The organism is Haemophilus sp. THUN1692 (assembly GCF_059704395.1).
Map to the genome: position 1 here is coordinate 579,264 of NZ_AP046579.1, position 23,946 is coordinate 603,209.

Genomic DNA, 23,946 nt, shown 5'->3' on the forward strand with positions numbered 1-23,946 from the left:
TTTTACAAAATTTGAAGTCACAAATGCAAAAAAAGGACGCCTTTCAGCGTCCTAATTTCAAAACTATTTCTCTAACTTCCTTAAAGCATCACAAGCACCTTGACCACCGTTATCACAAGCCTTACGGAACCATTCTTTAGCTTCAGAAAGATTACGTTTCACGCCTTGTCCATTGCTATACATCACACCCAAATTATTTTGAGCAGCTACATCGCCTTGTTCAGCCAATGGCAGCTAAAGTTTGAAAGCTTTTTGATAATCGCGTTTATTATAGGATTCAACGGCTTGTTGAAACTGCTGTTTTGGCGTATCTGTCCAAGCAGTAGATTGAAAAGAAAAAATTGAAGTAGCTAACGATGCGCTAGTGAGAAGTGTTTTTGTCAGTTTCATAACATACCTATTAATTAACCTTAATTGGAATACCAAACTTTTTTGTTTAGCAAGATGTTTTGTTGTTATCTCTGTAAAGAGATAACAACACCCAGTATACTGGGTGCAAAAAGGTTAAAAATTAAACTTTAAATAACTAACAAAAATGCTTTTTCTTATTTATATTTAATCATTTAAAAGATAGAAATAGACTAAAAAAACACACACTGGTTTTAGGGAGGACAATTTAGCGAAATTGCCAATTTAGAATTTATAGAAAAGATAGACTTATCTATCATAATAATGAAAAAAGGACGCTTTTCAGCGTCCTAATTCTTCTTTATCTAAACTTTAAAAAATTAAAGTGCAGATTTTGCTTTTTCAACTAATGCAGCGAACGCTACTTTGTCGAATACAGCGATATCAGCAAGAATCTTACGGTCGATTTCAACAGATGCTTTTTTCAAGCCGTTGATGAATTTGCTGTAAGATAAACCATTTTGACGTGCTGCAGCGTTGATACGTGCAATCCATAATTGACGGAATTGACGTTTACGTTGACGACGGTCACGATATGCGTATTGACCAGCTTTGATCACCGCTTGGAAAGCAACGCGATACACACGTGAACGTGCACCATAATAACCTTTAGCAGCCTTAAGAACTTTCTTATGGCGTGCTCTTGCAATAACACCACGTTTTACACGAGCCATTATTTAATCTCCTATGTAATATTTTTCTAAAATGAACTAATCGTACGTTTTGCTTAAATAACGGCTTATGCGTATGGTAAGCAAGCTACTACTAAAACTTGGTCTGCTTTCGCAACCATTGATTTATGACGTAAATGACGTTTACGTTTAGTTGTTTTTTTAGTCAAAATATGACGTAAGTGAGATTGTTTACGCTTGAAACCACCAGAAGCAGTTTTTTTGAAGCGCTTCGCTGCGCCGCGTACTGTTTTGATTTTAGGCATTGTTAAAATAACTCCGCATTTTTCGTTTAAAACAACATAATCAGGCGAACCTAAAAAGTTACTTGGAAGCACTGATCATTTCCATCATAAGGCAAATTAAATTGCCTTTTCAAAAGCAGTTAGGCTGCGTAGTGTGCCCAACATGCAGTTGTCTTTTCATTTAAGTCAAACTTAAACAAAAAGATTTGCTGAGGAATCTCAGCAAAATTCTTATTTTTTCTTAGGTGCTAACACCATTACAGCCTGACGGCCTTCTAATTTACCTGGTGCAGATTCAACGACAGAAATTTCAGCTAAATCATTTTTTACGCGCTCTAGGACATCAAAACCAATGTCTTGGTGAGCCATTTCACGACCACGGAAACGCACGGTAATTTTTGCTTTGTCACCGTCTTCTAAGAAACGGATTAAACTGCGTAATTTAACTTGATAGTCACCTTCGTCTGTGCCTGGACGGAATTTAATTTCCTTAACTTGCACAACTTTTTGTTTTTTCTTTTGTTCTTTAGCGGTTTTACTTTTTTCGTAAAGGAATTTACCGTAGTTCATAATGCGGCAAACCGGCGGCTCTGCATTTGGGCTAATTTCAACAAGATCAAGCTCTGCTTGTTCTGCCATTTCTAGGGCTTGTTGAATAGAAACAATCCCTGCCTGTTCACCATCTTGGTCAATTAAACGAACTTCTTTTACACGAATCTCTTCATTGATACGGTTTGGGCGATTTACTGCTGGCGCTTTTTTTACGGTTTTAATAATCGTATTCCTTCTATTGGTTAATAGTAAAAATCTTTTCGCTAAAAATAAAAGATTTCAAATTTGTTGCCCGTAAGGAACGGGCGAAATCTCGCGAATTCTATAGTATTTACACCACTTATGCAACAAAATTTAGCCTTTAAGCGAAATTTCTACGCTTAAACTTTCGCCAAATTCAAGTAAGTGATGAATACGAGCAGTTTCTAAGCACAACATCGTTTGGTAGCCAATTTCACTCATTCCACCCATCTTTTTGTGCCAAGGATTCCAAAGAACCAATTGGCTTGCATTATGATGATGCAGTGCAATTGTACGATTGAAACTTTTATCTACTATTTGATTATGCATTTTTTCTACGGAATAAATGCAATCAACATTTTCAGAAATGTGACGCGGTGACGGAACGTTTTCTTGTTGTTGGTTTAAGCTATTAAAACAAGTTTCAGGTAAACCTTGTACTTCCACTTGATTAATATCCCCAATATTGAAATAGGTATGCAATGCTGCTTGTGCAGGTTCTTCGCCATAATGTGTAAAGGTTAAATGACACTTGTCAGTAAATACCATTACAATTTTAGCTTCGATAATATTTAAATCAGAAAACAACTCAAATTCTAACCGCACTTTATGCGCTGAAATATCGTAATGACTCAACTGCCATAAACGAATACGAGCTGTGCCGTGTGCAGGTTGTTTTACACCACCAAACCAAGGATAACAAATCGGTACGCCACCACGAATAGCATTGCCATTTTCGAAGGGTTCTAGTTCACTTAACCATAATACATCTTGCTTCGCATTTTGCGGTTTCCAACTAATAAGCTGTGCTCCTTGCAAGGAAATTTTTGCCGTTCCAACCGCATGTGTTAAGTGAAGAACTGGTATGTCGTTATGTTGAACAAGATGAAGCTCTGGTGTCAGTGTTTTTAGTAATGTTGTTTTCATGTTTATTCCTGTGATTTTAAAAGATAAATAAGGTGCAGAGATAACAAAGGGCGTATCAGATACGCCCTTAATCTACGACTTTGATTAAATTTCGTCAATAATTCGATAAACCCAATTTTCCAGTGGATCATTCAAACGTTTCATCTCAGCGCGCATTTCTTCCAACATCTCTTTTTTGATGCTGTTATATTGTGAATCATAGAATAAATTATGCATTTCTTCTGGATCGTTACGGATGTTGTAAAGTTCACAAACATCAGTCGCATTAAATACGAGTTTGTAATCTTTACGACGCCACATACGTTGTTCAAAATACACAAAATGCCCCACAAGCTGACCAAGTACACCTTTTCTTTGGTTATCTTGGTGTTGGCGCATAATTGGGAGAATACTCTGCCCTTCAAAACTTTCAGGAACTTTTTGATTAGCTAAATCAAAACTGTCGAAGTTAAGTCGTGAAGATAGACAAAGTTATCATCTTCTTGATTGACTCGGTCTGAATTTGGGTCTTTAATAATCATCGGAATGTTATAGGTAGCATCAAACATAAATTCACCTTTTTCAATCATTCGATGCGCTCCCATTGCATCACCATGATCTGCGGTTGCTACCAAGAAAGTGCGGTCATAAAGACCGTTTTTTTCTAAGTATTCGAATAATTCACCGATCGCATCATCAATTAAGGTGATGTACCCCCAGAATTTTGTGATGACCTCTTTCCAATGATCTTCGCTCGCGTCCCACATTCCCCACATTTTTGAAATTGTGCGAAAATGCCCTGGTTTGCCCTCTAACGGTTTAAAGAAACTTTTATCAAGCACCACATCTTCTTTTCTATACATGGAATAATAAGGTTCTGGCACGATACAAGGCGTGTGAGACCCCCAAAAGTTTATCCATGCAAAGAACGGCTTGCCTTCATCTAATGATTCTTGAATATATTTTTTCGCTTCATCAATGATGAAATAATGGATGGTTTGATCTTTTGTGCCTGAGAGTAAACCGCAAAGTTCTTGTACCCGTAAATGTGGGTTATCACCAAAGTAGGCACGGCTTACTTCTAGAATTTCATACCCCTTTTCTTCTAACCATTCTTTATAACGATTAGAATGTGTTAGCAGTTGGTTGAAGACTAAATTTTTATATACTCCACTGCTGGGATAGCCATAACCATCAAAGTTATGGCCTTTAATCCCGTAATCTTCGGGTACGGATTTCGTGCCTACGTGCCATTTCCCTACAACATAAGTGTTATAGCCAGCTAATTTACCGATATTCGGTTTTTCTTGGCTAATTTCACCTGTACTGCCTTTTTCCCCATTCTTAATAATGCCGTGAGATGACAGCATTAATCCAGTAAAAAGTGAAGTGCGTGCAGGACCGCAAACAGACGCTGGAGTGAAGGCGTTATTAAAGCGAACGCCATCTTTTGCCAAACGATCTAAATTAGGGGTTTTCACAATTTGGTGACCATAAGGCCCCAACATATCTTTACGAATTTGATCCAGTAGAATATAAATAATGTTCATTATTTAGCCTCTTTATCTCGTACAACAAATAACACGATAATTTGTAACACTGCCCATACGCCAAGCACCATTGATGGATTGCCAGATTCTGACGTCATACCAAGTGGCGAAAGGAAAGTGTAAAGCGCAAGTAAACCTAAGATTAAAGACACACTGGTTACTTTTAAGTATTTCCAGTTAGTTAAATCTACGTTACCTAAGTTTTCTTTGTTTTCAATGTAAGGTTCACGGCGTAAGAATTGTCCTAAGATGAGCATTAATACGACATCAAATACGAATAATCCGCCCATAACATACACAAAGTTGATTTTGACATTAAACACCCAAACGATGCAGAAGTACAAGATAACGTGAGCAAATAAAGCAATACGTGCCACTTTGCCAGATACCGTTTTGTTAAACATACCTACGGCAAATAAAGCAACGATTGGAATATTCACAAATCCTGCGAAACGTTTAGTGATTAAGAAGATACCATCTGTACCAAACATGAGTAACGGAGCGAAAATCATAGTAACAATCGCCATAATGGTAGAAACTTTTTTCGCATAAGAAATTAATTCTTCTGACCGCACTTTTTTGGTGATAGAAGGTAATAAGTCTTTACAGTAAATGGTTGCTGCTGAATTTAAGAATGAGTTAAAGGTACTTAAAATTGCGCCAAATAATGCTGCAATAAAGAAACCTTGTAACCAAGTTGGCAATACTTTGTTTACTAATAATGGATAAGAGGCATCAATTGGATTTACGCCTTCACCTAAAATATGGAAACTCAATAAACCAGGAAGGTTTAAAATGATTGGTAAAGTTAATAAGAATAGTGCTGCAATCAAAATGCCTTTTTGACCTGATTGTAAATCTTTAGCACCTAAGCAACGTTGTACGATAGCTTGGTTTGTTGTCTAATAGAAAAAATGAACAACCATAATACCGGTGAAAATTGTTGGCCAAGGTGTGGCATCTGTTTCGCTACCAATCGCATTCCATTTTTCAATGTGCGTTGTTGTGATTGTGTGTAAACCTTCGGAGAAACTGCCATCACCTAAATACATCAAGGCAAAGAATGGGACAAGCAATGCGCCAATGACTAAAATCACTGCATTGATTGTGTCTGATACTGCCACTGCTTTCAAACCACCAAAAATCGCATAAATAGCCCCAACAACACCAATGGCAATGACCGTGTAAGTTATAGCTGCCCCATAGCTTAAGCCAAATGCGGTTTCTAAGTTGAAGATTTTATTGAAGGCGATTGCACCAGTGTAAAGTGCGGTTGGAATTACGATGAAAAGATAAAACACTAAGAATAATGTTGACATAATCAAGCGTGTTTGACGGTCAAAACGGCTTTCAAAAAATTCTGGCACTGTTGTGTAACCGTTACGCAAATATTTCGGCAACATATAAAGTGCCAAGAAACAAAGCGGAATAACCGTTGGAACGGTCCATGTGATAATTGAAAAGTTTCCTTTATAAGAGACCGCATTTACGCCGATCAGTTGTTCTGTTGAGAGTGAAGTTAATACCATTGAGCACCCGATCACTAACCCACCTAAACCACGGCCAGCTAAGAAATACCCTTTGGATGTACTTAAATCATCCCCTTTTGTTTTTAACCAAGAAATATAAGCAACCACACTGGTTACAATGAGGAAGCTGAGTATCGTCATGAGCATATGTTGTCCTCCCTATATCGATCAACATAGCGTAAAGATAATATAACGCTCTCTAAAGGGTTATGATAATTGTCATATTAAGATTGTGAGGTGGATCACAGAAATAATAATTGAAGATAAATTCAATGTTTTTTATTTTCTGTCAGTTAAAAAACTAATAAAAAAATGCGGTCAAAAAAACATAAAAATTATGACCGCACTTTGATTAGAACCCTATTCGTCTTGTTGTTGCAGAAAACGCTGGTTTTACTTCACATTCTCCTTGTAGTGCCATCAACCAATCTTGCACCTTTTGAAAAGGGGAAAATTGATGACGACGAGCCACCGCAGCAAAATCACCAGGCGTCAATAAATTAAGCGATTCAATATGACTTAAATCCTCTTTCGATAACAACGGCAACCCTAAAATTTCCGCTTGTTGTTTAGCGAAATCCAAGCGTTGTTTAAGAGTTAAATAATCAAACTTCAATTTTAAATCAAAACGACGTAAGGCTGCTGGATCAAGCACCTCAATTAAATTTGTTGATACCACCATCAGCCCTTCAAAGCGTTCAATTTGTGTCAACATTTCATTCACTTGTGAACGCTCCCAGCTTCGATTTGTGCCCTCTCGAGAAAATAAGAACGTATCCACTTCATCTAACACTAATAATGCGTTATCGGCTTTCGCTTGTTCAAAGGCTTGAGCAATATTTTGTTCTGTTCCGCCCACATAAGGATTAAGTAAATCTGAGCCTTGTTTTAACAACAGCGGCATATCCAACTGTTCTGCAAGCCATGCTGCCCAAGCAGTTTTTCCAGTTCCTGGCGGACCATAGCAACAAATTCGCCCTTTTCTCGACTGCTTTAACCCTTCACTAATACGATGAATATTGTCATTACAAGCCACATAATCTAAGTTATAGTCGGCTTTGCCTAAAACAAGCGGTTCGATTTTCGGTTTATTTTGCGATTTTAACGTTTGATTAAACATCATGAGCAATGTCTCCGCAAAATTTGACGTATTGAGTTCCTTGGCCACCCGAATTGTGCGGCTTAAAATCGCTGGCGTTAATGACCGCACTTTAGCAAAATGCTGCACATAAGCTGGACTTAATTTTCCCTCAGTCAGTTGCGTAATCAGTGCCGACTTATTTTTCAACGGCAAATCTGGCATTTCTAAAATAAAATCAAAGCGACGTAAAAAAGCAGGATCTATGCCAGAAACCGAATTCAATAACCATATCATCGGCACGTTATTGTTTTCCAATAACTGATTTGTCCAAGCTTTATTTTTCTGCGCTACTGAACGCTCAAAAAAACCAGCGCGAAAAACATCTTCTATTTCATCAAAAATCAATAACGAAGATTGCCCTTCTAAAATCTTTTGTGCAACACGGCATTTATTCAAACGCTCTTCTGCTCGGATCACTTCCTCATTTTCATCCATATAAGTAATATTATGTGCCGAAACACTCACTGCTTTTGCTAATAACGTTGCGAACTCTGTTTTTCCTGTACCTGGTACACCATAAATTAAAATATTCACACCTTTTCTACGGGTAGCGAATGAGGAGTGAAGATAATCCAGCATCATTGTTTTCATCTCGTTTAAATAAGCAAAATCGTCTAAACTCAAACTAGGTTCAATAGCTGGTTTTGTACAGGCTTTTAATAACACCTGCTTATTTAATGGTTCTGAGATAAATTCATCAAAATCTAACATTTTTCCCCAATCCAAATAGTCATGGAGGCTATCTGGATTATAGTTTCGTTCAAGCAAGCCATAGCCTAATAGTTTTCCCTTATCTTTTAAGGCAGAAATAATGTCCGATTTTGGCAAACCAAATAAATTTGATAATACCTCACTTACCCCTACAAAATTAGATTTTGGTAATACCTCGCTTAATTTTTTCAACGGCTCATCTAAGCGTAGCTGAACCGATAAACGGAAAAGCGTTTGCTCGGCTGCATTCAATGATAATAATTGGGTCAACGTATCAATATTTTGTTGAATAATTGGATTCTCCTTTGCGCAAAGAGCGGTCAATTTTGGCAACGTTTTATTTCGAGCTTGTAATAATTTTTTTACTTTCGCACGAAAATCATCGCAACGTTCCATTTCACTTGGTAAACCTAAAGCCGCTGCAATATTGTCATAGTGCCAAACATCTTCATGAAAAACCTCTGTGAATTCTCGATATTCCAATAAAAGTTGCAACATTAATTTTTCGGTATATGGGGAAACTGATGGGGGGTTAAGTTTGAATTTAGACATAATCATCACTCCAATAAAAAATGCTCAAACCTAATAGGTTTGAGTATAGTTTAAGAAGTAGAGCGACAGATTGTGTCGTTATGATTTAGCCAATTCTTCTTTTATTTTATTTAAATGTTGATTAAAGAAATCTAATAAAGGCTTCCAATGTTCGAAAATATTATTAGCTAGTTCTCCAGTTGTTATTTTTCCTAAAACCTCAGAATCCCAATTTACATAATCAAAGTTTTTCCATCCGACCCACCACTGATTTGCTTTAAAACCAGCATTATTTCTAAGGTCAGCAGAACAACCATGTAAATATTGATATAACTGAGGATGAACTTTTTTATGACAGTAAAAACCATAATAACAATCTTCAAGCCATGTTTTTCCAAATTCAATTGCTACACCAAAATTAACGTCATCTCTCTGAATAGAAATACCAAATAGAGAGTTTGAGTGATGTCTAACCTTACAGCATTTAAATTTAAACGCCCTTAAATCTGGATAATAACGTTCAAATTTTTCAGTTAACTGTTCAACCAATATATCTCCTAATTTTTCATACAATGTATTGGTTGTATCAATAACTTTTAAAGCTGAATCTAATGCTTGTTCGTTATCTAATAAATAAGTAACTAAATCATTTGTATCCTGAGTATTTCCCATAACATCCTCACTTAAAAAGTTCTTAAAATCATTACAAAATTGTTTTACGGCTGGTGCAATAATAACAGTATTATCAAGCCACTGAATGATCATACTTGCTGATAATATCATTGCTTTTTTATTAGTAATTAATTCTAACCAATGTTCTTCAGAAATAGATTCTTTCGAAGGATTATCACTAAATACAGGTAGATAAATAAGAAAATAAGACTCAGAGGTATAATTCTTAAGATCTTCAGCATAATCATTCATCTGCCCTTTCTGATCAACCGCACCTTGCAATTTATTTTCAATAGAAATCGCCCAAACTCGTTTATTATCTAATACACCTTCAATAAAAATATCATGACGGCGATTTCTATTAGTTGGTTTTTCAAGATAGATATTTACTTTTTCATAAGCCAAAAACTGGTGTTTATTAATAAACTTTAAAAAACTATTTAAAAACAAATCCCCTTGCCCATGAGCTTCTTTAGGAGCTAGCAAAAAGGCAAGAATTTTTGATAACCCCATTTCATCCATTCGTATAAACTGAAACGGATTAAAACGATTCGAGTCGTATAGTTCGGTCTTTTCACGTTGTAATCTAAAATTTTCTATCACTTGATTGATAGAAATTAAAGAATCAACAACTTGGTTAATATTATTTGCCATGGCGGCTCCTTAGATTAATTAAAACGCACAAATTATAACCGATAAATCATCATAAAACCTTTGCTTCTCAACTAATTTACGACACACTGTCAATCTCGATTTATCATTATCATATTGTTTCCAAATCTTTTCCCTCACTTCAACAGAAAGCCCATCTGTTAATCCATCAGAACACAGTAATAAACTTTCCCCTTGTTTAATTTCAATTTCTTGATAAAAAATTTTATCTTGGAATTCAGAATAATCGGCTTCTAAACAAGAAGAAACGTCATCATAAATAGTGGCAAAATCTTCCTCTTTTTTATCAGGGAAATCAGCTAGCAATTCAGAAAGAATTGAATGATCTTGGGTAATTTGTTGCCAGTTTCCTTGGGTATCAATTAAATAAGCACGACTATCGCCTACGCTGAGAATTTTGGCTTTACTGGTTGTTTGATCAATTTCAGCCGCCACAAAAGTGGTTGCTGAGCCAAAATAATCCTCAACTAATTCTGCTGATAAACTGGATTGTAAATCGTAGATCGTTTGACGACTTATGCTTTCCATTTGGCTTAATAATTGCATAGCCAACTTGCTCGCTTTTTCAGGTCGGTTACTATTGGAAATACCATCTGCCACGCCCACAATAAAGTGCGGTCGGTTTTCAAGGCGTTTTTCAGCCGTTTTGAGTTTATATTGAAACACCACCTCGCCATTAAAAAGGGAATCTTGGTTGTGTCGCTTGTTGCTGCCAATTTGTTGGCAGAAGATAATTTCGCAAAAATTTTCCATTATTCAATCGCTTATTGAGAAGGATTTAGAAGACTATCAATCGCTTTTAAGGCATCTAACGCCTTCATTTCTAGACTTAAAAAGTGCATTTTCGACACACCTGCATCTTGTGGGTTAATACGGATAAATCCACCCTTTTTTGCTTTCGCCGTACGTTCAGAAAATCGACGCACAGTTGGAATAGCTTTTCCTGCTCCCAGTTCGATGACGACAAGATTTTGCACTTCTTTTAACCACGATTCTAACCGCACTTTTTTAAAATCCTGATATTGACTTGCATAACTCCAATCATTAAACATTAGTACGTTTTGACGAGCAAAGCCCCCACCATAAGGACAATGTGGTTTTTCACTGGTTAGACATAAGTTTTCATTATCTACGACAGGTTGAAAACTTGATGCTAACCAACTTAATCCTAGACAATTATTGACACACTGAAGACGCTCCAAAGTACCGTGTACTTCATAAACATGGCTATCATCAAAACCAGCCTTTTGAAAATGCCCATCCACATTACTGGTAAAAACGAAATATCCGTGAAATTTAGCTCCCGCCCAACGTTTTAAAATCTGATACCCTTCGTGAGGAATAGTATTTCGGTATTGAACTAATCGATGCCCATAAAACCAATAGGCAAGTTCCTGATTATGCTTATAAGCTAGTGGCGTCGCGATGTCTTCAAAAGATATATTATGTTCTTTAAACATAGGATAAGCATTCCAAAATCCACCAACGCTGCGAAAATCGGGCAGACCAGAAATCCACGCTCATACCCGCACCAGCTGTAATTAAAATGCCATCCGCTTTGCGGATAAGTTCTACTGCATAATTTAAATCATTTTTCATAATACTTTTCTCTGTCCATTTTTCATTGATGAAATAATACCCGCTTGTTCTAACTGTTCTAAAATTTGTCCAGCTCGATTAAAACCCAAACTAAATCTGCGTTGAATCATCGAGCAAGATGCAACTTTTTGTTGTTGCACAAATTTTTTTACATCCTCAAAAAGTGGATCTCTTGCCATAATTACTTTCATTGCCATTATTTGCTCCTTTTTCTTAATTAAAGGCTTTATAAATATGTAAGAAGTAAAGAATTTCTCTTTATGGAGAAATTATATGAAAGGAAGCGACAACTTGTGTCGTTTTCGAATGTTGAAAGCGGTTATTTTTAAAAGATCTTTTACAAATAAGATTATCCTTATTGCAATATGTATATTTATCTGGTTATATATACATATTACTTTATTAAGGAAAAGAATATGAATCATCAAAATCCGATTGAAATTTACCAAGCTCAAGATGGCACAACGCAAGTAGAAGTGAGATTTGAAAATGACACCGTTTGGTTAAGTTTACAGCAGATGGCTGATTTATTTGGGCGAGATAAGTCAGTTATTTCACGTCATTTACGCAATATCTATACTGATGGCGAGTTAAATAGAGAAGCAACTGTTGCAAAAAATGCAACAGTTCAAATTGAAGGCAAAAGACAAATTAATCGAACAATCGAATACTATAATCTTGATGTAATTATATCTGTCGGTTATAGAGTTAATTCAATTTTAGGTACTAAATTTAGAATTTGGGCAACTGCACGTTTAAAAGAATATCTGACTCAAGGCCATACCATTAACCAAAAACGTTTACAGCAAAATGCTCACGAATTAGAACAAGCACTTGCGCTTATTCAAAAAACGGCAAATTCATCGGAATTAACGCTAGAAAGCGGTCGTGGATTAGTGGATATTGTCAGCCGTTATACACATACGTTTTTATGGCTACAACAATATGATGAAGGTTTACTTACCGAACCACAAACACAGCAAGGCGGTACATTACCGACTTATATTGAGGCTTGTTCTGCACTAGCAGAGTTAAAATTGCAGCTGATGGCAAAAGGTGAAGCAAGTGATCTGTTTGGACGTGAACGAGATAATGGTTTATCTGCGATTTTAGGTAATTTAGATCAAAGTGTATTTGGTGAACCTGCTTATCCAAGCATTGAAGCAAAAGCGGCACATTTACTTTATTTTGTGGTCAAGAATCATCCTTTTTCAGATGGTAATAAACGAAGTGGCGCATTTTTATTTGTGGATTTCTTACATAGAAATGGGCGTTTATTTAAGCAGAATGGACATCCGGTTATCAATGATACTGGACTTGCAGCACTCACTTTATTAGTTGCAGAATCTGATCCGAAACAAAAAGAAACGCTTATTAGGCTTATTATGCATATGCTTAAACATAAGCAAGATAAGTAATGATAAATAGCGACCGAAGTCGCTATTTGTTTAAAAAGTGCGGTGGTTTTTCTATGATTTTTTAATTTTCTCTAATAACTCGGCGACCACTTTCGGTACGCCCTCACCCGCTTTTTCTTTTATTGCAATAACTTGCTTACGAACAAATCCTGTATTGGGATTAGGATCGATCAAATAGATAAGTGAACCATATGGAGCAAGATTTACCAATCCATTAGCTGGATAAACCTGTAATGACGTGCCAATAACAATCACAATATCTGCCTTTTTCACTAACTTTTCTGCTTTAGGAAACATTGGTACATTTTCCCCAAAAAAGACTATATGTGGACGCATTGGATGACCGTGATTATCCTTATCCTCTAACAGTTGATCACCCAAACATGGAACAATGTAATCGGTATTAAAACTGCTGCGAGCTTTATTCAATTCACCATGTAAATGGAGTACGTTAGTACTTCCCGCTCGCTCATGTAAATCATCCACATTTTGAGTGATTATATGAACTTCATAAAACGCTTCCAATTCAACCAAAGCCAGGTGTGCTGCATTAGGCTCTGCAGCTTGAGCATTACGACGTCGTTCATTATAAAACTCTAATACTTTTGCACGGTTTTTCTTTAAGGCTTCAGGCGTACAAACTTCTTCTACTTTATGCCCCGCCCACAAGCCATCTTCTGCTCTAAAAGTAGGAATACCACTTTCGGCACTTATGCCAGCACCGGTTAATACTACGCAAATTGGTTTATTTTTCTATGTCATTTTTCAGGTTCCTTTTTGTCGTAAAATTTCATCAATCGCTCTATCCCTTCCTATCATGCCAAAAATATTCCCAGTTTTATAAAGTGGTTGATAATTATAGCTTTCAATATGCAAGAATAGCTTATCTGAAAGGCGTTGGAAATATTGTTTTAGCTGTGATTTTGAGCGTAATAGCACGTCATATTCCACTTGAATATGAGCACACATAGCTTCAATACGCATTTTAAATTCATCACTGAGATAAGGGCTGATAATTAAATAGGCCGTTTTGTGTTCGGTTGCTGTTTCATCCGCATAAACACATGCCAAATTAAACACTTGCCATTTATAACGATCTGCAAAAGCACCAATGACTCGGCTTTGCTCCTCAGTTTCAACTTGCACTAGGGCAGCAGGCTTTTTCAAACAATCTTGCAAAATATCACTTAGTGTAAAAGGCCCACAGCCTAAGTAAGATAAGACGCAATTCCAATTAGCAAACTGTTCTGTACCAAAATGAACATGTTCGCCTTGAAATTTGCCAGCACCATTTTTAGTGCGATCATCAATTAAATAATCACCTTGGTTGAGATTTTTATGATGCGATAAAATCAATCGTTTGTATAAGGCTGAACCTTTTTCTTCACCGAAATAATGTTGAATCCATTTTACTTTATCACTCCAAGCGGAAGGATTATGCCAAGGCGCAGTTGAAAGCACATAAATATGATATTTTTTCATCAATTTATGTACAGCCGAAATCGCGTTAGGCATTGGCTCCATTAAGCTAAAAATACCCTTAACTTCATCATATCGACCTTCGTATTCTTGCTTAGTTTTATCATCTAGTTTTGCAATACCTGATGGAAAATCTACCATCACATTATCCATATCAATGTACACAATCTGTTTCATTTGAATGTCCTCTCTTCAGATAGATTTATCATAAAGGGCAAAGCGACAATTTATGTCGTTATACTGTTTCTTCTAAATATACACGCTCAATTTCTTGATAATTTTCACCAAAGTGAGCTATCCACCAATCCAGCATTTGGCTTTCGATCACTGTTGCTGAAATTTCATAATCATCCCCAGAATCTTTTACTGTTTGATCTGTTGATAATGGTGTTTCTGTTAAAAATCCACCAATATCTTTATTAATGCGGAAAGTTAATCGAATTTTTCGATCATAGGTAAAACCAAACTTTTGGCTTTCTACATAAGATTTCAAATTAAAATCAGGGCGTTCAAATATCATTGTACTTACTGTTACCTTAAGCAAGCGATGCAAAGCCAAGTGTAAAATATCGCCATTCTCATATTGTGCGACTAAATAGCTACTTGGCCCTTGTTGTACCAAAGCCAATGGCTTGACCTGTGCCTTATGTTCTTTACCGTGAATACTCCGATAATGCACCTGTAAAAATCGATTTTGATAAAGTGCGGTACTAATTTGAGAAAAAATTTCTGGATTAATTTTGGCAGGTAATAACAGCTGACTAGTTGGCGCAATAGCAACTTTATTAAGCCATTCTGCCCCTGATTTTTTATGGCTGTCATAAACCAAATTATATTCGGCCTGTTGAAAGAACGCTTCCATTGAGCTCATAATGCTAGAAGGCAAAATGCCATTGAGATATTGTTTAGCAAGCATAAGCACAAGTGATTGCTGCTCATTTAAAATCGGTAAATCCAAGCCTTTAGCATTTGATTTCCATCGGTAGCCATAAGGTTTATCACGTATATCACGTTCAATTTCAAACTGTTGAGATAAGCTTTCTAGCAAGCGTTGAATTGAACGAATATCACGTTGAACACCAATATCAGCAAGTTTTTGTAAGATTTCTTCTGCGGTAATAAAACGTGTTTTTGGAATAAGACATAAAATTTCAAGTTGAATTTTAAGTGCGGTTAAGTTTGAGGACATTTTATCTCCCAAATTTGAAAAAAATAATTATAAAAAATGCTGGAAAATTCCAGCATTATATTTTTTAAATCCGTCTGACTTGCCAGAAGGCTTTCGACCAATAAGGGTTATTCATTGAAGAATAGACGACTCCCCCTCTGGTGGAAGCATGGAGAAATTTGTCTTCTTTTACATAAATCCCCACATGATAACCATTAGGGCCTCGACCAGTTTTAAAGAAAATTAAATCACCCGTTTGAATATCTTCTTTGCGGACATGTTTACCATAATTAGCTTGTTCAGTTGTACTTCTTGGCAAACGAAGATTAAAACGATCGAAGAAAGTTTTCTGCACAAAACTGGAACAATCTACGCCACGACGTGAAACACCGCCGAGCACATAAGGTGTACTCGCCCATTCATGTTGTTGTTCGCTCAACATGGCTATAGCCATAATCGGATCGCCGATTTGGCCTTTATAGTTCATCGCATAATCATCATTTTGAAAACTAGAACAAGCGAATAAAAACAACGAGGCAGTAGCGATTAAAAATAATTTATATATTTTCATACCTTTTCATATGAAAAGTGCGGTAGAAATTCACCGCACTTTTTGTTGCTTACTATTTAGTTTTTTCCACACGAGCACGTAACTTTTGCCCTGGTTTAAATGTCACCACTCGGCGAGCAGAAACCGGAACAACATCACCAGTTTTCGGGTTACGCCCTGGGCGAGATGACTTATCACGTAGTTCAAAATTACCAAATCCTGATAATTTCACATCATGACCAGATTCTAGTGATGAACGAATCTCTTCTAAAAAGTTCTCCACCACATTTTTCGTATCGTGTTTAGATAACTGATATTTATCACTTAAATATTCAATAATATCAATTTTGGTTATCGTAGCCATATTAATCCCTTAATTCAGCATTAAAGCGTTGTTTTACCTCCGCTAATACTGCTAAAATCACTGCATTAATTTCTTCATCTTCAAGTGTTTTTTCATTATCTTGGACAGTCAAGCTAATCGCTAAACTCTTATAGCCTTCAGCGACGCCCACACCTTGATATACATCGAATAAGTTCACTTGCACCAATTTTTCGCCACCTGCTTGTTTACAGGCTGCGATTAATTCCCCTGCTGGTACGCTATCTGCTACGACTAAAGCTAAATCACGACGGTTTGCTGGGAATTTAGAAATTTCTTTTGCTTGCACCACATTACGTGCCACAATTGCATTCCAAAGAATTTCAAATACAAAAGTTTTGCCATTTAAGCCAAGTTTTTGACTAATAGATGGATGAATTGCACCAATAAAACCAATTTCTTGACCATCTAATTCAATAGCAGCAGATTGGCCAGGGTGTAATGCATCAAATTGTTTTGCAACAAAACGAACTCTATTACCACCTTCTGTTAAAGAAAGCACTGATTCTAAATCGCCTTTAAGATCAAAGAAATCTACAGACTCTGCTTTACCTGCCCAATGTTCAGATTTTGCCGTTCCAGTAATCACCGCACTTAAAACAAATTCTTGACGCACGCCAAATTCAGCATTGGCATCAAGCACAAAGCGCAATCCAGTTTCAAATAAACGAACACGAGACTGTTGGCGATTTTGGTTATAAAGCACTGCACCTAATAAACCACTAATCAAAGACACTCGCATTGCTGACATTTCAACAGAAATTGGATTTGGCAATACAAGTGCTTCTTGCTGTGGATGTAATAAAATTTGAATTTTTGGATCCACAAAGCTATAAGTAATGGCTTCTTGATAATCAGCATCCACAAGTGCGGTCTTAATTCGAGCTAAATCTAAATCAGATTCTTTGTGCTCACGCATGCGGAGATGCGCTAGTGGTGCATTGTTTGGAATGCTGTTATAACCATAAATACGCGCCACTTCCTCAATTAAATCTTCTTCGATTTCAATATCAAAACGCCAGCTTGCAGAAGTTACCATCCAAATATCATTTGCATAAGTAACATCAAAACCAAGACAGTGGAAAATTTCTGTTACGCTTTCTGTTTCAATATGATGACCTAAAAGTGCATCTAATTTACTACGGTGAAGTTGAACAGTATTAACTTTAGGAAGATGAGCTTCACTGCTTGCTTCACAAATCTCACCCGCTTTACCACCACAGATTTCAAGCAATAATGCGGTTGCTCGTTCCATTGCTTTACGGGCTAATTCAAAATCCACACCACGCTCAAAACGGTGTGATGCATCAGTATGTAAACCATATTGTCTTGCACGGCCTGCAATCGCTAATGGAGAGAAAAATGCGGATTCTAAAATCACATCTTTTGTTTCGCTATTCACGCCACTCGCTGCACCACCAAAGATCCCTGCCATTGCTAAAGGCCCATTTTGGTCGGCAATTAATAAAGTATTAGATTGAAGTTTTGCAGTTGAGCCATCTAATAATACTAATTCTTCCCCCTCTTTCGCTAAGCGAACTTGAACGGGTTGGGCAACTTTAGCCGCATCAAACGCATGCATTGGCTGACCAAGCTCAAGCAAAATATAGTTAGTAATATCAACAATAGGATCAATAGAACGAATACCACAACGACGCAATTTTTCTTGCATCCACATTGGAGATTCAGCCTTCACATTAACGTTTTTCACCACACGCAATAAATAACGCGGGCAGGCTTCTGGTGCTTGTAAATCAATTTGAACTTTATCAGAAATTATTGCTGGCACCGCTTCAAAGTGCGGTTGATTTACTGGCTGTTTATTTACCACACCAATTTCACGCGCAATACCCGCAATGCTCAAACAATCCGCACGGTTTGGCGTTAAGCTAATTTCGATGGCATTATCATTTAAACCTAAATATTCACGTAAATCTGTACCAATTGGTGCATCAACTGGCAGTTCAATAATACCGTCTGCTTCAACATCAATACCTAATTCAGAAAATGAACAAAGCATTCCTTCAGATGGTTGACCACGTAATTTCGTTTTCTTAATTTTGAAATCGCCAGGTAATACCGCACCTTCTGTTGCGCAAGCGATTTTTAAGCCTTGACGACAATTTGGTGCGCCACACACGATATCCAATAAACGATCACCGCCTACGTTCACTTTAGTTACACGTAATTTATCCGCATCTGGATGCTGTGCACATTCCGCTACTTCACCAACAACGACACCATTAAATGTACCCGCAACGGCTTCTACACCATCCACTTCTAAGCCAAGCATGGTAATTTGCTCGCATAATTGCTCGGTGGACACCGCAGGGTTCACCCATTCTCTTACCCACTGTTCACTAAATTTCATTTGTTATTATCCTTTTAATTCAAATCCGAGAAATTACTTAAATTGTTTTAAGAAACGTAAGTCGTTTTCAAAGAACGAACGTAAATCTGTTACGTTATAACGTAACATTGTTAAACGCTCAACGCCCATTCCCACAGCAAAACCAGAATATTCATTCGGATCAATACCCACGTTACGCAACACATTTGGGTGTACCATACCGCAGCCCAATACTTCTAACCATTTACCGTTTTTCCCCATCACATCCACTTCGGCTGAAGGCTCGGTGAATGGGAAATAAGATGGACGGAAACGCACTTGTAAATCTTCTTCAAAGAAAGCGCGTAAGAAATCGTGTAATAAGCCTTTCAATTCTGTGAAATTTGCTTTTTTATCCACATAAAGCAATTCAATTTGGTGGAACATTGGTGTGTGCGTTTGATCGTAGTCATTACGATATACACGTCCCGGAGCCATAATACGAATTGGTGGCTGCATTTTTTCCATAGTACGAATTTGCACGCCAGATGTTTGGGTGCGAAGTAATAATTCTGGATTAAACCAGAAAGTATCGTGATCGGCACGTGCTGGGTGATGTTTAGGAATATTTAAAGCATCGAAGTTGTAATAATCACTTTCAATTTCAGGACCATTTTCAACTGAAAAGCCAAGTTCTGAGAAAAATTTTGTTACGCGATTAATCGTCATGGTAACTGGGTGTAAGCCACCAGTTTCAACTTTGCGACCAGGTAAACTGACATCTACACGTTCTTTTTCTAATTTTGCGTTAAGTTCGGCCTGTTCCCACTCTGCTTTTTTAGCATTTAAAAATTCTAATGCAGCTTGTTTTGCTTCGTTAATTTTTGCGCCCATCGCAGGACGTTCTTCTGCAGACACATTACGCAATTCTTGCATTAATTGAGTAAAATGCCCTTTCTTACCAAAATATTCGACACGGATTTCATCCAAAGCCGTTAAACTTTTATCCTGAATGGATTCAATCGCTAATTTCGCTTTCTCGACAAGCTCGTTCAGATGTTGCATAGTTTCCCCTGCTTCTCTTTTCTCTATAAAATAAAAAACCGAGTAATGATAATACCAAGTCCTTAAAAAGTAAAAGAATAATACGAAAAATCATTGGTTTATCAAAAATAAAAATGGAATAACGTTATCGCTATTCCATTTTTTCTTGTTACCAACAAAATCGTTCATTCACAAAATTTTCTGACCGCTCTTTTTGCCATTTTTCTTTATTGTTTGGATTGGCAAAAAAACGTGCTTGTTCCTGTAAACGTTGAACTAATTTTTCTTCTGCTTCTTTTAACGCTTTTCTACGATCTGCAAATTTTGCGGGCAATGCTGATAAGAAAATCACTTCATAAGGATGCGTAATTGTCCATTTCACCGCATTTTCGGCAGCACGACTTTGTTTATCAAAATTGCAAAACGCATAAGCATTAACAAACTGCCCCACTACGTGGCTAAACCCTGTATTATCTTGCACCGTTTGTTTTGGCAAATCTAACACATAAAGTGCGGTGATCAAACGATTTTGTCCACGATAAAACCAAGTAACAGCGTCATCTCTTAATCCAAAATCGTAAGCCCGAGCGGCTAATGTAAACATCGTCATGGGTGAAATACGAGCTGGATTTTCTTCTACAAATTTCACCGCACTTTCATAACCTTTTATCGTATTTTCACGTAGCATAGGATCAATTTCTTTATGTACAAATACATTTTCTGCTTTTCCATTTTCAGCAGAATAATAAGGTTTGATATAAACATCCACTGTCTTCACGGGTTCTTTGCTAATAGAACTACAAGCAGTAATAAAAAGTGCGGTTATAAAACACAGTATTTTTAACATATGGATTTTCCTTATATAATGCCCAGCAAATTTCACTGCATTGTTATTATGAAAATTCATCTAATCTACAGTAAAACCACATTAGAATTCAATAATGAAACAAGTTTACTAGATCATCTCGAGAAAAATAATATTCATCATGAATATCAATGCCGTAGTGGCTATTGTGGTTCTTGTCGTGTGAAGATCAAAAAAGGCAAGGTATCCTATAAAGATACGCCCCTTGCCTTTATTCAACCTGATGAAATTTTATTATGCTGTTGTCACGTAGAAAGTGACATTGAAATTGATTTATAAATTATTTAAATCTAATACATCGGTCATATCAAATAAGCCATTCGCTTTATTTTCTAACCATTTACCAGCTCGCACTGCGCCATTAGCAAAAGTCATACGACTTGATGCTTTATGGGAAATCTCTACACGTTCTCCAATATCTGCAAACCAAACCGTGTGTTCCCCCACGACATCCGAAGCGCGAATAGTTGAAAAACCAATTTCATCACGTTTACGTTCGCCTGTGATTCCTTCACGACAAAATACGCCGTGCGTTTTTAAATCACGACCTAAGGTTTTTGCGATATGTTCGCCCATTGAAAGTGCGGTGCCAGAAGGCGCATCAACTTTATGACGGTGATGCGCTTCGATCACTTCAATATCGCAATAATCCCCCATCACTTTTGCCGCTTTTTCTAAAAGCTTGAAGACTAAATTCACACCAACACTGAAATTTGATGCAAACACAATAGCAATTTGATCTGAAGCTGCTTTAATCGCTGCTTTACCATTTTCATCAAAACCTGTTGTACCGATCACTATTTTTTTATTATTCGCTACGCAAAATTCAATATGCTCAAGGGTGCCTTCTGGTCGGGTAAAATCGATTAATAAATCGAATTTATCTTTTTGGCTTTCAAGATCATCTGAAACTGTTACACCAAGTTGACCAATTCCCGCCAATTCTCCCGCATCCGTCCCGACTAAAGATGATCCTTTGCGTTCAAAAGCAGCACCTAGTTCTACACTTTCCGCAGAATGAACCGCTTGAATTAATTGACGTCCCATTCTTCCACCAGCACCAGCAATTGCAATTTTTAATGTCATGTTACTTCCTTTTTTATTAATGAATTATTTTGTTGATGCCGTTATAAACAAGCACACAACCAAAAAATAAAAATACAATACCTGCCATATTATCAATATAACGGCTGTATTGACTGTATAAACGCTTGGCAATATTACGTGAAAAAATCAATGAAATCACATAAAAATAACAAAATGTTTCAACCACAATTACCATAAAAGCCAAGATAATTTGCCACATTTCAGTGATATTTACTAAGACAAGCGACATCACGCTACTAAAATACACCACGACTTTTGCATTGGATAAATTCACTAAAAGCCCTTTCACAATTTCTTTTTTAATCGTGGTTTGTTGATTAAATTCAGTATCAGAGTGCGGTTCAAATTGAGCGTGTTTGCTGCGAGCCATTAAAAAACCGAGATATGCTAGGTAACTACCGCCAAGCAACATAATAACGCCATGTAGTGCGGGAATCGTAACGAATAACACCGCCAATCCCAACATAGAAATCATCCCCCAAAAAGCGATGCCAAGCGTTATGCCTAAAATGCCACAAACTGTATTACGACGAGAGTTACTTGCTGCCATTCGGCTTACATAGAAGAAATCTGGTCCTGGCGTCATTAAGCCAAATAAATGCACTATGATTAAATTTAGCATCACAACATCCAATACTGAATAGCAAATACGATAATCACGGCATAAATTGCCGCTAATACATCATCGACCATAATGCCAAAACCACTTTCTAGTTTTTCGTCAAAATAACGAATTGGGAATGGTTTTAAAATATCGAAAAAGCGAAATAACGCAAAAGCAGCCACAATCCATTGCCAAGATAATGACGGAATTGCTGCTAATACAATAAATACGCCAACAAATTCATCCCAGACGATAGAACCATGATCGTGTACGCCCATATCAGCTGTGGTTTTTTGACAAAGGTAGCAACCGAGTAGAAAACAAAGTGCGGTAAAAATTAAAAAGGTTTTTACACCTAACAAAGAAAGCAAAATTACACCTAAAATTGTTCCAGCTAAGCTCCCCCACGTGCCTGGAGCAGGATGAATTAAGCCCGAGCCAAAACCAACGGCAAGCAAATGAATAGGATTTAAAAGAGAGATTTTTTTAAGAGGATTATTTTCTGTCATTTTGATTCCTTAAAATGATCGAAACCGCTTGAAAAAGTTATATTCACAGGTTTTCCATCCCGTAAAAAACGGGGAGAAAAGTCGCCGCACTTTTCATTAATTTTACCAATACAAGTACAAGGCACGTTCAGTTTTTTCAAGCGTAATTCTAATTCATCTTTATATTCGGGCGGTATGGTAAAACAAAGTTCATAATCTTCGCCACCACTTAAGGCAAATTGTTCAGCTTGAATGCGTTCATATTTATGCAAAATCGCTAATGAAAGAGGTAAAGCAGAAAGTTCAACTTCTGCGCCACATTGACTTCGTTCAAGAATATGCCCTAAATCAGAGATTAACCCATCGGAAAAATCAATGGCAGCGTGAGCAATATCAATTAACGCCCGTCCAAGTTCTATTCTAGGTGTGGGTCTAAGATGACGTTGTTGCAGAAAAACATCATCAGAATCAACCGCACTTTTGCCCGATAAAATTTGTGTTAAACCTGCTGCACTATCGCCTAAGGTGCCTGAAACATAAATTAAATCACCAACTTGCGCTTTATGCCGACAAATCGCCTTACTTTTTTCGACAAAACCTTGTGCCGTAATCGTAATAGATAAGTTGCCTTTTGTGGTATCACCACCAATTAATGTGACATTGTATCGCTTTAACGTGTGCAATAAACTTTGGCTAAATGTTGAAATCCAATTTTCATCTACATTTGGCAAAGTTAATGCCAGTGAAACCCATTTTGGCAATGCCCCCATTGCAGCAAGATCACTTAAATTTGTTGCAACAGCCTTATAAGCTAAATCTTCAGGTGAAATGGTTGGTAAAAAATGCGTATTTTCTACCATTGTATCGGTCGTAATGGCAAGCTGATAATTCTCTGGCACGGAAACCAATGCACAATCGTCGCCAATAGATAATTGAACGGAATCATCAACTAATATTTGTTGCTGAAAATATCGTTTAATTAAATCAAATTCACCCATTGCCATTTTTCACCTATCTTATAAAATAACAATCCGCACGTAAAACGTGCGGTTTTTAGGCCCCTATAAGAGCCTATACTTCACAAG

24 protein-coding genes and 3 pseudogenes are annotated in these 23,946 nt (G+C 36.9%); 2 read left to right on the forward strand and 25 right to left on the reverse strand.

All coding sequences use genetic code 11. The features are described from left to right. Positions 1–63 precede the first annotated feature (63 nt). The 13 genes and pseudogenes from AC6H0A_RS02680 to AC6H0A_RS02740 all read right to left on the reverse strand — a co-directional run bounded on the left by AC6H0A_RS02680 (position 64) and on the right by AC6H0A_RS02740 (position 11,624). Positions 64–228: a tetratricopeptide repeat protein gene (locus tag AC6H0A_RS02680; protein ID WP_005641419.1), complete on the reverse strand. Its 165-nt coding sequence runs from the start codon at positions 226–228 to the stop codon at positions 64–66. Positions 229–234: 6 nt separating this feature from the next. Next, positions 235–390 (reverse strand): outer membrane protein assembly factor BamD, encoded by a 156-nt coding sequence (locus AC6H0A_RS02685; protein WP_306293094.1) that lies wholly within the window; start codon positions 388–390, stop codon positions 235–237. A 338-nt stretch (positions 391–728) separates the two neighbouring features. After that, positions 729–1,082 carry a 50S ribosomal protein L20 gene (gene rplT / locus AC6H0A_RS02690; RefSeq protein WP_005596075.1) on the reverse strand — a complete coding sequence of 118 codons (354 nt, stop codon included), beginning with the start codon at positions 1,080–1,082 and terminating at the stop codon, positions 729–731. Positions 1,083–1,147: 65 nt separating this feature from the next. Next, positions 1,148–1,345 (reverse strand): 50S ribosomal protein L35, encoded by a 198-nt coding sequence (gene rpmI, locus AC6H0A_RS02695; protein ID WP_005596065.1) that lies wholly within the window; start codon positions 1,343–1,345, stop codon positions 1,148–1,150. 210 nt (positions 1,346–1,555) lie between these two features. Then, entirely contained in the window at positions 1,556–2,101 is a 546-nt protein-coding gene (gene infC / locus AC6H0A_RS02700) for a translation initiation factor IF-3 (RefSeq protein WP_425613348.1), read from the reverse strand. Positions 2,102–2,230: 129 nt separating this feature from the next. Then, entirely contained in the window at positions 2,231–3,043 is an 813-nt protein-coding gene (locus tag AC6H0A_RS02705; protein WP_070046989.1) for a D-hexose-6-phosphate mutarotase, read from the reverse strand. An 84-nt stretch (positions 3,044–3,127) separates the two neighbouring features. Next, positions 3,128–4,572, reverse strand: a pseudogene (locus AC6H0A_RS02710) (sulfatase family protein). Continuing rightward, positions 4,572–6,248 (reverse strand): annotated as a pseudogene (locus AC6H0A_RS02715) (solute:sodium symporter family transporter). Before AC6H0A_RS02715 ends, AC6H0A_RS02710 begins: the two co-directional pseudogenes overlap by 1 nt. Positions 6,249–6,453: 205 nt before the next feature. Then, on the reverse strand, positions 6,454–8,505 hold the full coding sequence (locus tag AC6H0A_RS02720; protein ID WP_005641433.1) for an AAA family ATPase: 2,052 nt from the start codon (positions 8,503–8,505) through the stop codon (positions 6,454–6,456). A 78-nt stretch (positions 8,506–8,583) separates the two neighbouring features. Then, complete coding sequence (locus AC6H0A_RS02725) at positions 8,584–9,810, reverse strand: PDDEXK-like family protein (RefSeq protein WP_005641435.1); 1,227 nt, start codon at positions 9,808–9,810, stop codon at positions 8,584–8,586. Between the two features lie 18 nt (positions 9,811–9,828). Then, entirely contained in the window at positions 9,829–10,581 is a 753-nt protein-coding gene (locus AC6H0A_RS02730) for a PP2C family protein-serine/threonine phosphatase (RefSeq protein ID WP_179230945.1), read from the reverse strand. A gap of 11 nt (positions 10,582–10,592) precedes the next feature. Continuing rightward, positions 10,593–11,427 (reverse strand): annotated as a pseudogene (locus AC6H0A_RS02735) (SIR2 family NAD-dependent protein deacylase). Then, positions 11,424–11,624 carry a DNA translocase FtsK gene (locus AC6H0A_RS02740; protein ID WP_005640637.1) on the reverse strand — a complete coding sequence of 67 codons (201 nt, stop codon included), beginning with the start codon at positions 11,622–11,624 and terminating at the stop codon, positions 11,424–11,426. Before AC6H0A_RS02740 ends, AC6H0A_RS02735 begins: the two are co-directional and overlap by 4 nt. A 219-nt stretch (positions 11,625–11,843) precedes the next feature. Between AC6H0A_RS02740 and AC6H0A_RS02745 the strand changes: the two genes are divergently transcribed. Continuing rightward, positions 11,844–12,845 (forward strand): virulence RhuM family protein/type II toxin-antitoxin system death-on-curing family toxin, encoded by a 1,002-nt coding sequence (locus AC6H0A_RS02745; protein WP_005640634.1) that lies wholly within the window; start codon positions 11,844–11,846, stop codon positions 12,843–12,845. Positions 12,846–12,896: 51 nt separating this feature from the next. Here the strand turns inward: AC6H0A_RS02745 and AC6H0A_RS02750 are convergent, their stop codons facing one another. From AC6H0A_RS02750 to AC6H0A_RS02785, 8 genes are all read right to left on the reverse strand, one after another. Further along, entirely contained in the window at positions 12,897–13,586 is a 690-nt protein-coding gene (locus AC6H0A_RS02750; RefSeq protein ID WP_044232391.1) for an SIR2 family NAD-dependent protein deacylase, read from the reverse strand. Between the two features lie 24 nt (positions 13,587–13,610). Beyond that, on the reverse strand, positions 13,611–14,501 hold the full coding sequence (locus AC6H0A_RS02755; protein ID WP_005640630.1) for a 5' nucleotidase, NT5C type: 891 nt from the start codon (positions 14,499–14,501) through the stop codon (positions 13,611–13,613). Positions 14,502–14,559: 58 nt separating this feature from the next. Beyond that, positions 14,560–15,513, reverse strand: a complete 954-nt coding sequence (locus tag AC6H0A_RS02760; protein ID WP_005640628.1) for a helix-turn-helix transcriptional regulator — start codon at positions 15,511–15,513, stop codon at positions 14,560–14,562. A gap of 64 nt (positions 15,514–15,577) precedes the next feature. Beyond that, positions 15,578–16,063, reverse strand: a complete 486-nt coding sequence (locus AC6H0A_RS02765; protein WP_005640627.1) for an NlpC/P60 family protein — start codon at positions 16,061–16,063, stop codon at positions 15,578–15,580. Positions 16,064–16,115: 52 nt separating this feature from the next. Next, a complete protein-coding gene (locus tag AC6H0A_RS02770) occupies positions 16,116–16,406 on the reverse strand; it encodes an integration host factor subunit alpha (protein ID WP_005628676.1) in 291 nt (96 codons plus the stop codon). A gap of 1 nt (position 16,407) precedes the next feature. Beyond that, entirely contained in the window at positions 16,408–18,795 is a 2,388-nt protein-coding gene (gene pheT, locus AC6H0A_RS02775; protein WP_005640626.1) for a phenylalanine--tRNA ligase subunit beta, read from the reverse strand. A gap of 33 nt (positions 18,796–18,828) precedes the next feature. Beyond that, positions 18,829–19,818 (reverse strand): phenylalanine--tRNA ligase subunit alpha, encoded by a 990-nt coding sequence (pheS, locus tag AC6H0A_RS02780; RefSeq protein ID WP_005640625.1) that lies wholly within the window; start codon positions 19,816–19,818, stop codon positions 18,829–18,831. 148 nt (positions 19,819–19,966) lie between these two features. Further along, positions 19,967–20,644 (reverse strand): hypothetical protein, encoded by a 678-nt coding sequence (locus AC6H0A_RS02785; RefSeq protein WP_253181195.1) that lies wholly within the window; start codon positions 20,642–20,644, stop codon positions 19,967–19,969. Between the two features lie 48 nt (positions 20,645–20,692). Between AC6H0A_RS02785 and yfaE the strand changes: the two genes are divergently transcribed. After that, positions 20,693–20,941, forward strand: a complete 249-nt coding sequence (gene yfaE / locus AC6H0A_RS02790) for a class I ribonucleotide reductase maintenance protein YfaE (protein ID WP_044232385.1) — start codon at positions 20,693–20,695, stop codon at positions 20,939–20,941. On the opposite strand, the gene dapB is transcribed toward yfaE, so the two are convergent. From dapB to thiL, 4 genes are read right to left on the reverse strand one after another with little or no spacing between them, the layout of a single operon-like run. Continuing rightward, on the reverse strand, positions 20,936–21,748 hold the full coding sequence (gene dapB / locus AC6H0A_RS02795; protein WP_005640622.1) for a 4-hydroxy-tetrahydrodipicolinate reductase: 813 nt from the start codon (positions 21,746–21,748) through the stop codon (positions 20,936–20,938). The genes yfaE and dapB overlap by 6 nt on opposite strands. A gap of 16 nt (positions 21,749–21,764) precedes the next feature. Then, positions 21,765–22,391: a LysE family transporter gene (locus AC6H0A_RS02800; RefSeq protein ID WP_005640621.1), complete on the reverse strand. Its 627-nt coding sequence runs from the start codon at positions 22,389–22,391 to the stop codon at positions 21,765–21,767. Next, positions 22,391–22,882, reverse strand: coding sequence for a phosphatidylglycerophosphatase A family protein (locus tag AC6H0A_RS02805; protein ID WP_005640619.1), 492 nt, complete (start codon positions 22,880–22,882; stop codon positions 22,391–22,393). The genes AC6H0A_RS02800 and AC6H0A_RS02805 overlap by 1 nt, the downstream gene beginning before the upstream one ends. After that, a complete protein-coding gene (thiL, locus tag AC6H0A_RS02810; RefSeq protein ID WP_005640617.1) occupies positions 22,879–23,865 on the reverse strand; it encodes a thiamine-phosphate kinase in 987 nt (328 codons plus the stop codon). Before thiL ends, AC6H0A_RS02805 begins: the two co-directional genes overlap by 4 nt. Positions 23,866–23,946: the final 81 nt, after the last annotated feature.

Excerpts from the sequence above, each read along its gene's own strand:
- AC6H0A_RS02730 (WP_179230945.1), bottom strand. The coding sequence starts at position 10,581 with ATGGAAAATTTTTGCGAAATTATCTTCTGCCAACAAATTGGCAGCAAC.
- thiL (WP_005640617.1), bottom strand. The coding sequence starts at position 23,865 with ATGGCAATGGGTGAATTTGATTTAATTAAACGATATTTTCAGCAACAA.
- AC6H0A_RS02705 (WP_070046989.1), bottom strand. The coding sequence starts at position 3,043 with ATGAAAACAACATTACTAAAAACACTGACACCAGAGCTTCATCTTGTT.
- dapB (WP_005640622.1), bottom strand. The coding sequence starts at position 21,748 with ATGACATTAAAAATTGCAATTGCTGGTGCTGGTGGAAGAATGGGACGT.
- AC6H0A_RS02740 (WP_005640637.1), bottom strand. The coding sequence starts at position 11,624 with ATGGCAATGAAAGTAATTATGGCAAGAGATCCACTTTTTGAGGATGTA.
- AC6H0A_RS02800 (WP_005640621.1), bottom strand. The coding sequence starts at position 22,391 with ATGCTAAATTTAATCATAGTGCATTTATTTGGCTTAATGACGCCAGGA.
- AC6H0A_RS02685 (WP_306293094.1), bottom strand. The coding sequence starts at position 390 with ATGAAACTGACAAAAACACTTCTCACTAGCGCATCGTTAGCTACTTCA.
- rplT (WP_005596075.1), bottom strand. The coding sequence starts at position 1,082 with ATGGCTCGTGTAAAACGTGGTGTTATTGCAAGAGCACGCCATAAGAAA.
- AC6H0A_RS02720 (WP_005641433.1), bottom strand. The coding sequence starts at position 8,505 with ATGTCTAAATTCAAACTTAACCCCCCATCAGTTTCCCCATATACCGAA.
- AC6H0A_RS02755 (WP_005640630.1), bottom strand. The coding sequence starts at position 14,501 with ATGAAACAGATTGTGTACATTGATATGGATAATGTGATGGTAGATTTT.
- yfaE (WP_044232385.1), top strand. The coding sequence starts at position 20,693 with ATGAAAATTCATCTAATCTACAGTAAAACCACATTAGAATTCAATAAT.
- AC6H0A_RS02745 (WP_005640634.1), top strand. The coding sequence starts at position 11,844 with ATGAATCATCAAAATCCGATTGAAATTTACCAAGCTCAAGATGGCACA.
- AC6H0A_RS02725 (WP_005641435.1), bottom strand. The coding sequence starts at position 9,810 with ATGGCAAATAATATTAACCAAGTTGTTGATTCTTTAATTTCTATCAAT.
- AC6H0A_RS02770 (WP_005628676.1), bottom strand. The coding sequence starts at position 16,406 with ATGGCTACGATAACCAAAATTGATATTATTGAATATTTAAGTGATAAA.
- rpmI (WP_005596065.1), bottom strand. The coding sequence starts at position 1,345 with ATGCCTAAAATCAAAACAGTACGCGGCGCAGCGAAGCGCTTCAAAAAA.
- AC6H0A_RS02760 (WP_005640628.1), bottom strand. The coding sequence starts at position 15,513 with ATGTCCTCAAACTTAACCGCACTTAAAATTCAACTTGAAATTTTATGT.
- AC6H0A_RS02785 (WP_253181195.1), bottom strand. The coding sequence starts at position 20,644 with ATGTTAAAAATACTGTGTTTTATAACCGCACTTTTTATTACTGCTTGT.
- pheS (WP_005640625.1), bottom strand. The coding sequence starts at position 19,818 with ATGCAACATCTGAACGAGCTTGTCGAGAAAGCGAAATTAGCGATTGAA.
- pheT (WP_005640626.1), bottom strand. The coding sequence starts at position 18,795 with ATGAAATTTAGTGAACAGTGGGTAAGAGAATGGGTGAACCCTGCGGTG.
- AC6H0A_RS02805 (WP_005640619.1), bottom strand. The coding sequence starts at position 22,882 with ATGACAGAAAATAATCCTCTTAAAAAAATCTCTCTTTTAAATCCTATT.
- AC6H0A_RS02765 (WP_005640627.1), bottom strand. The coding sequence starts at position 16,063 with ATGAAAATATATAAATTATTTTTAATCGCTACTGCCTCGTTGTTTTTA.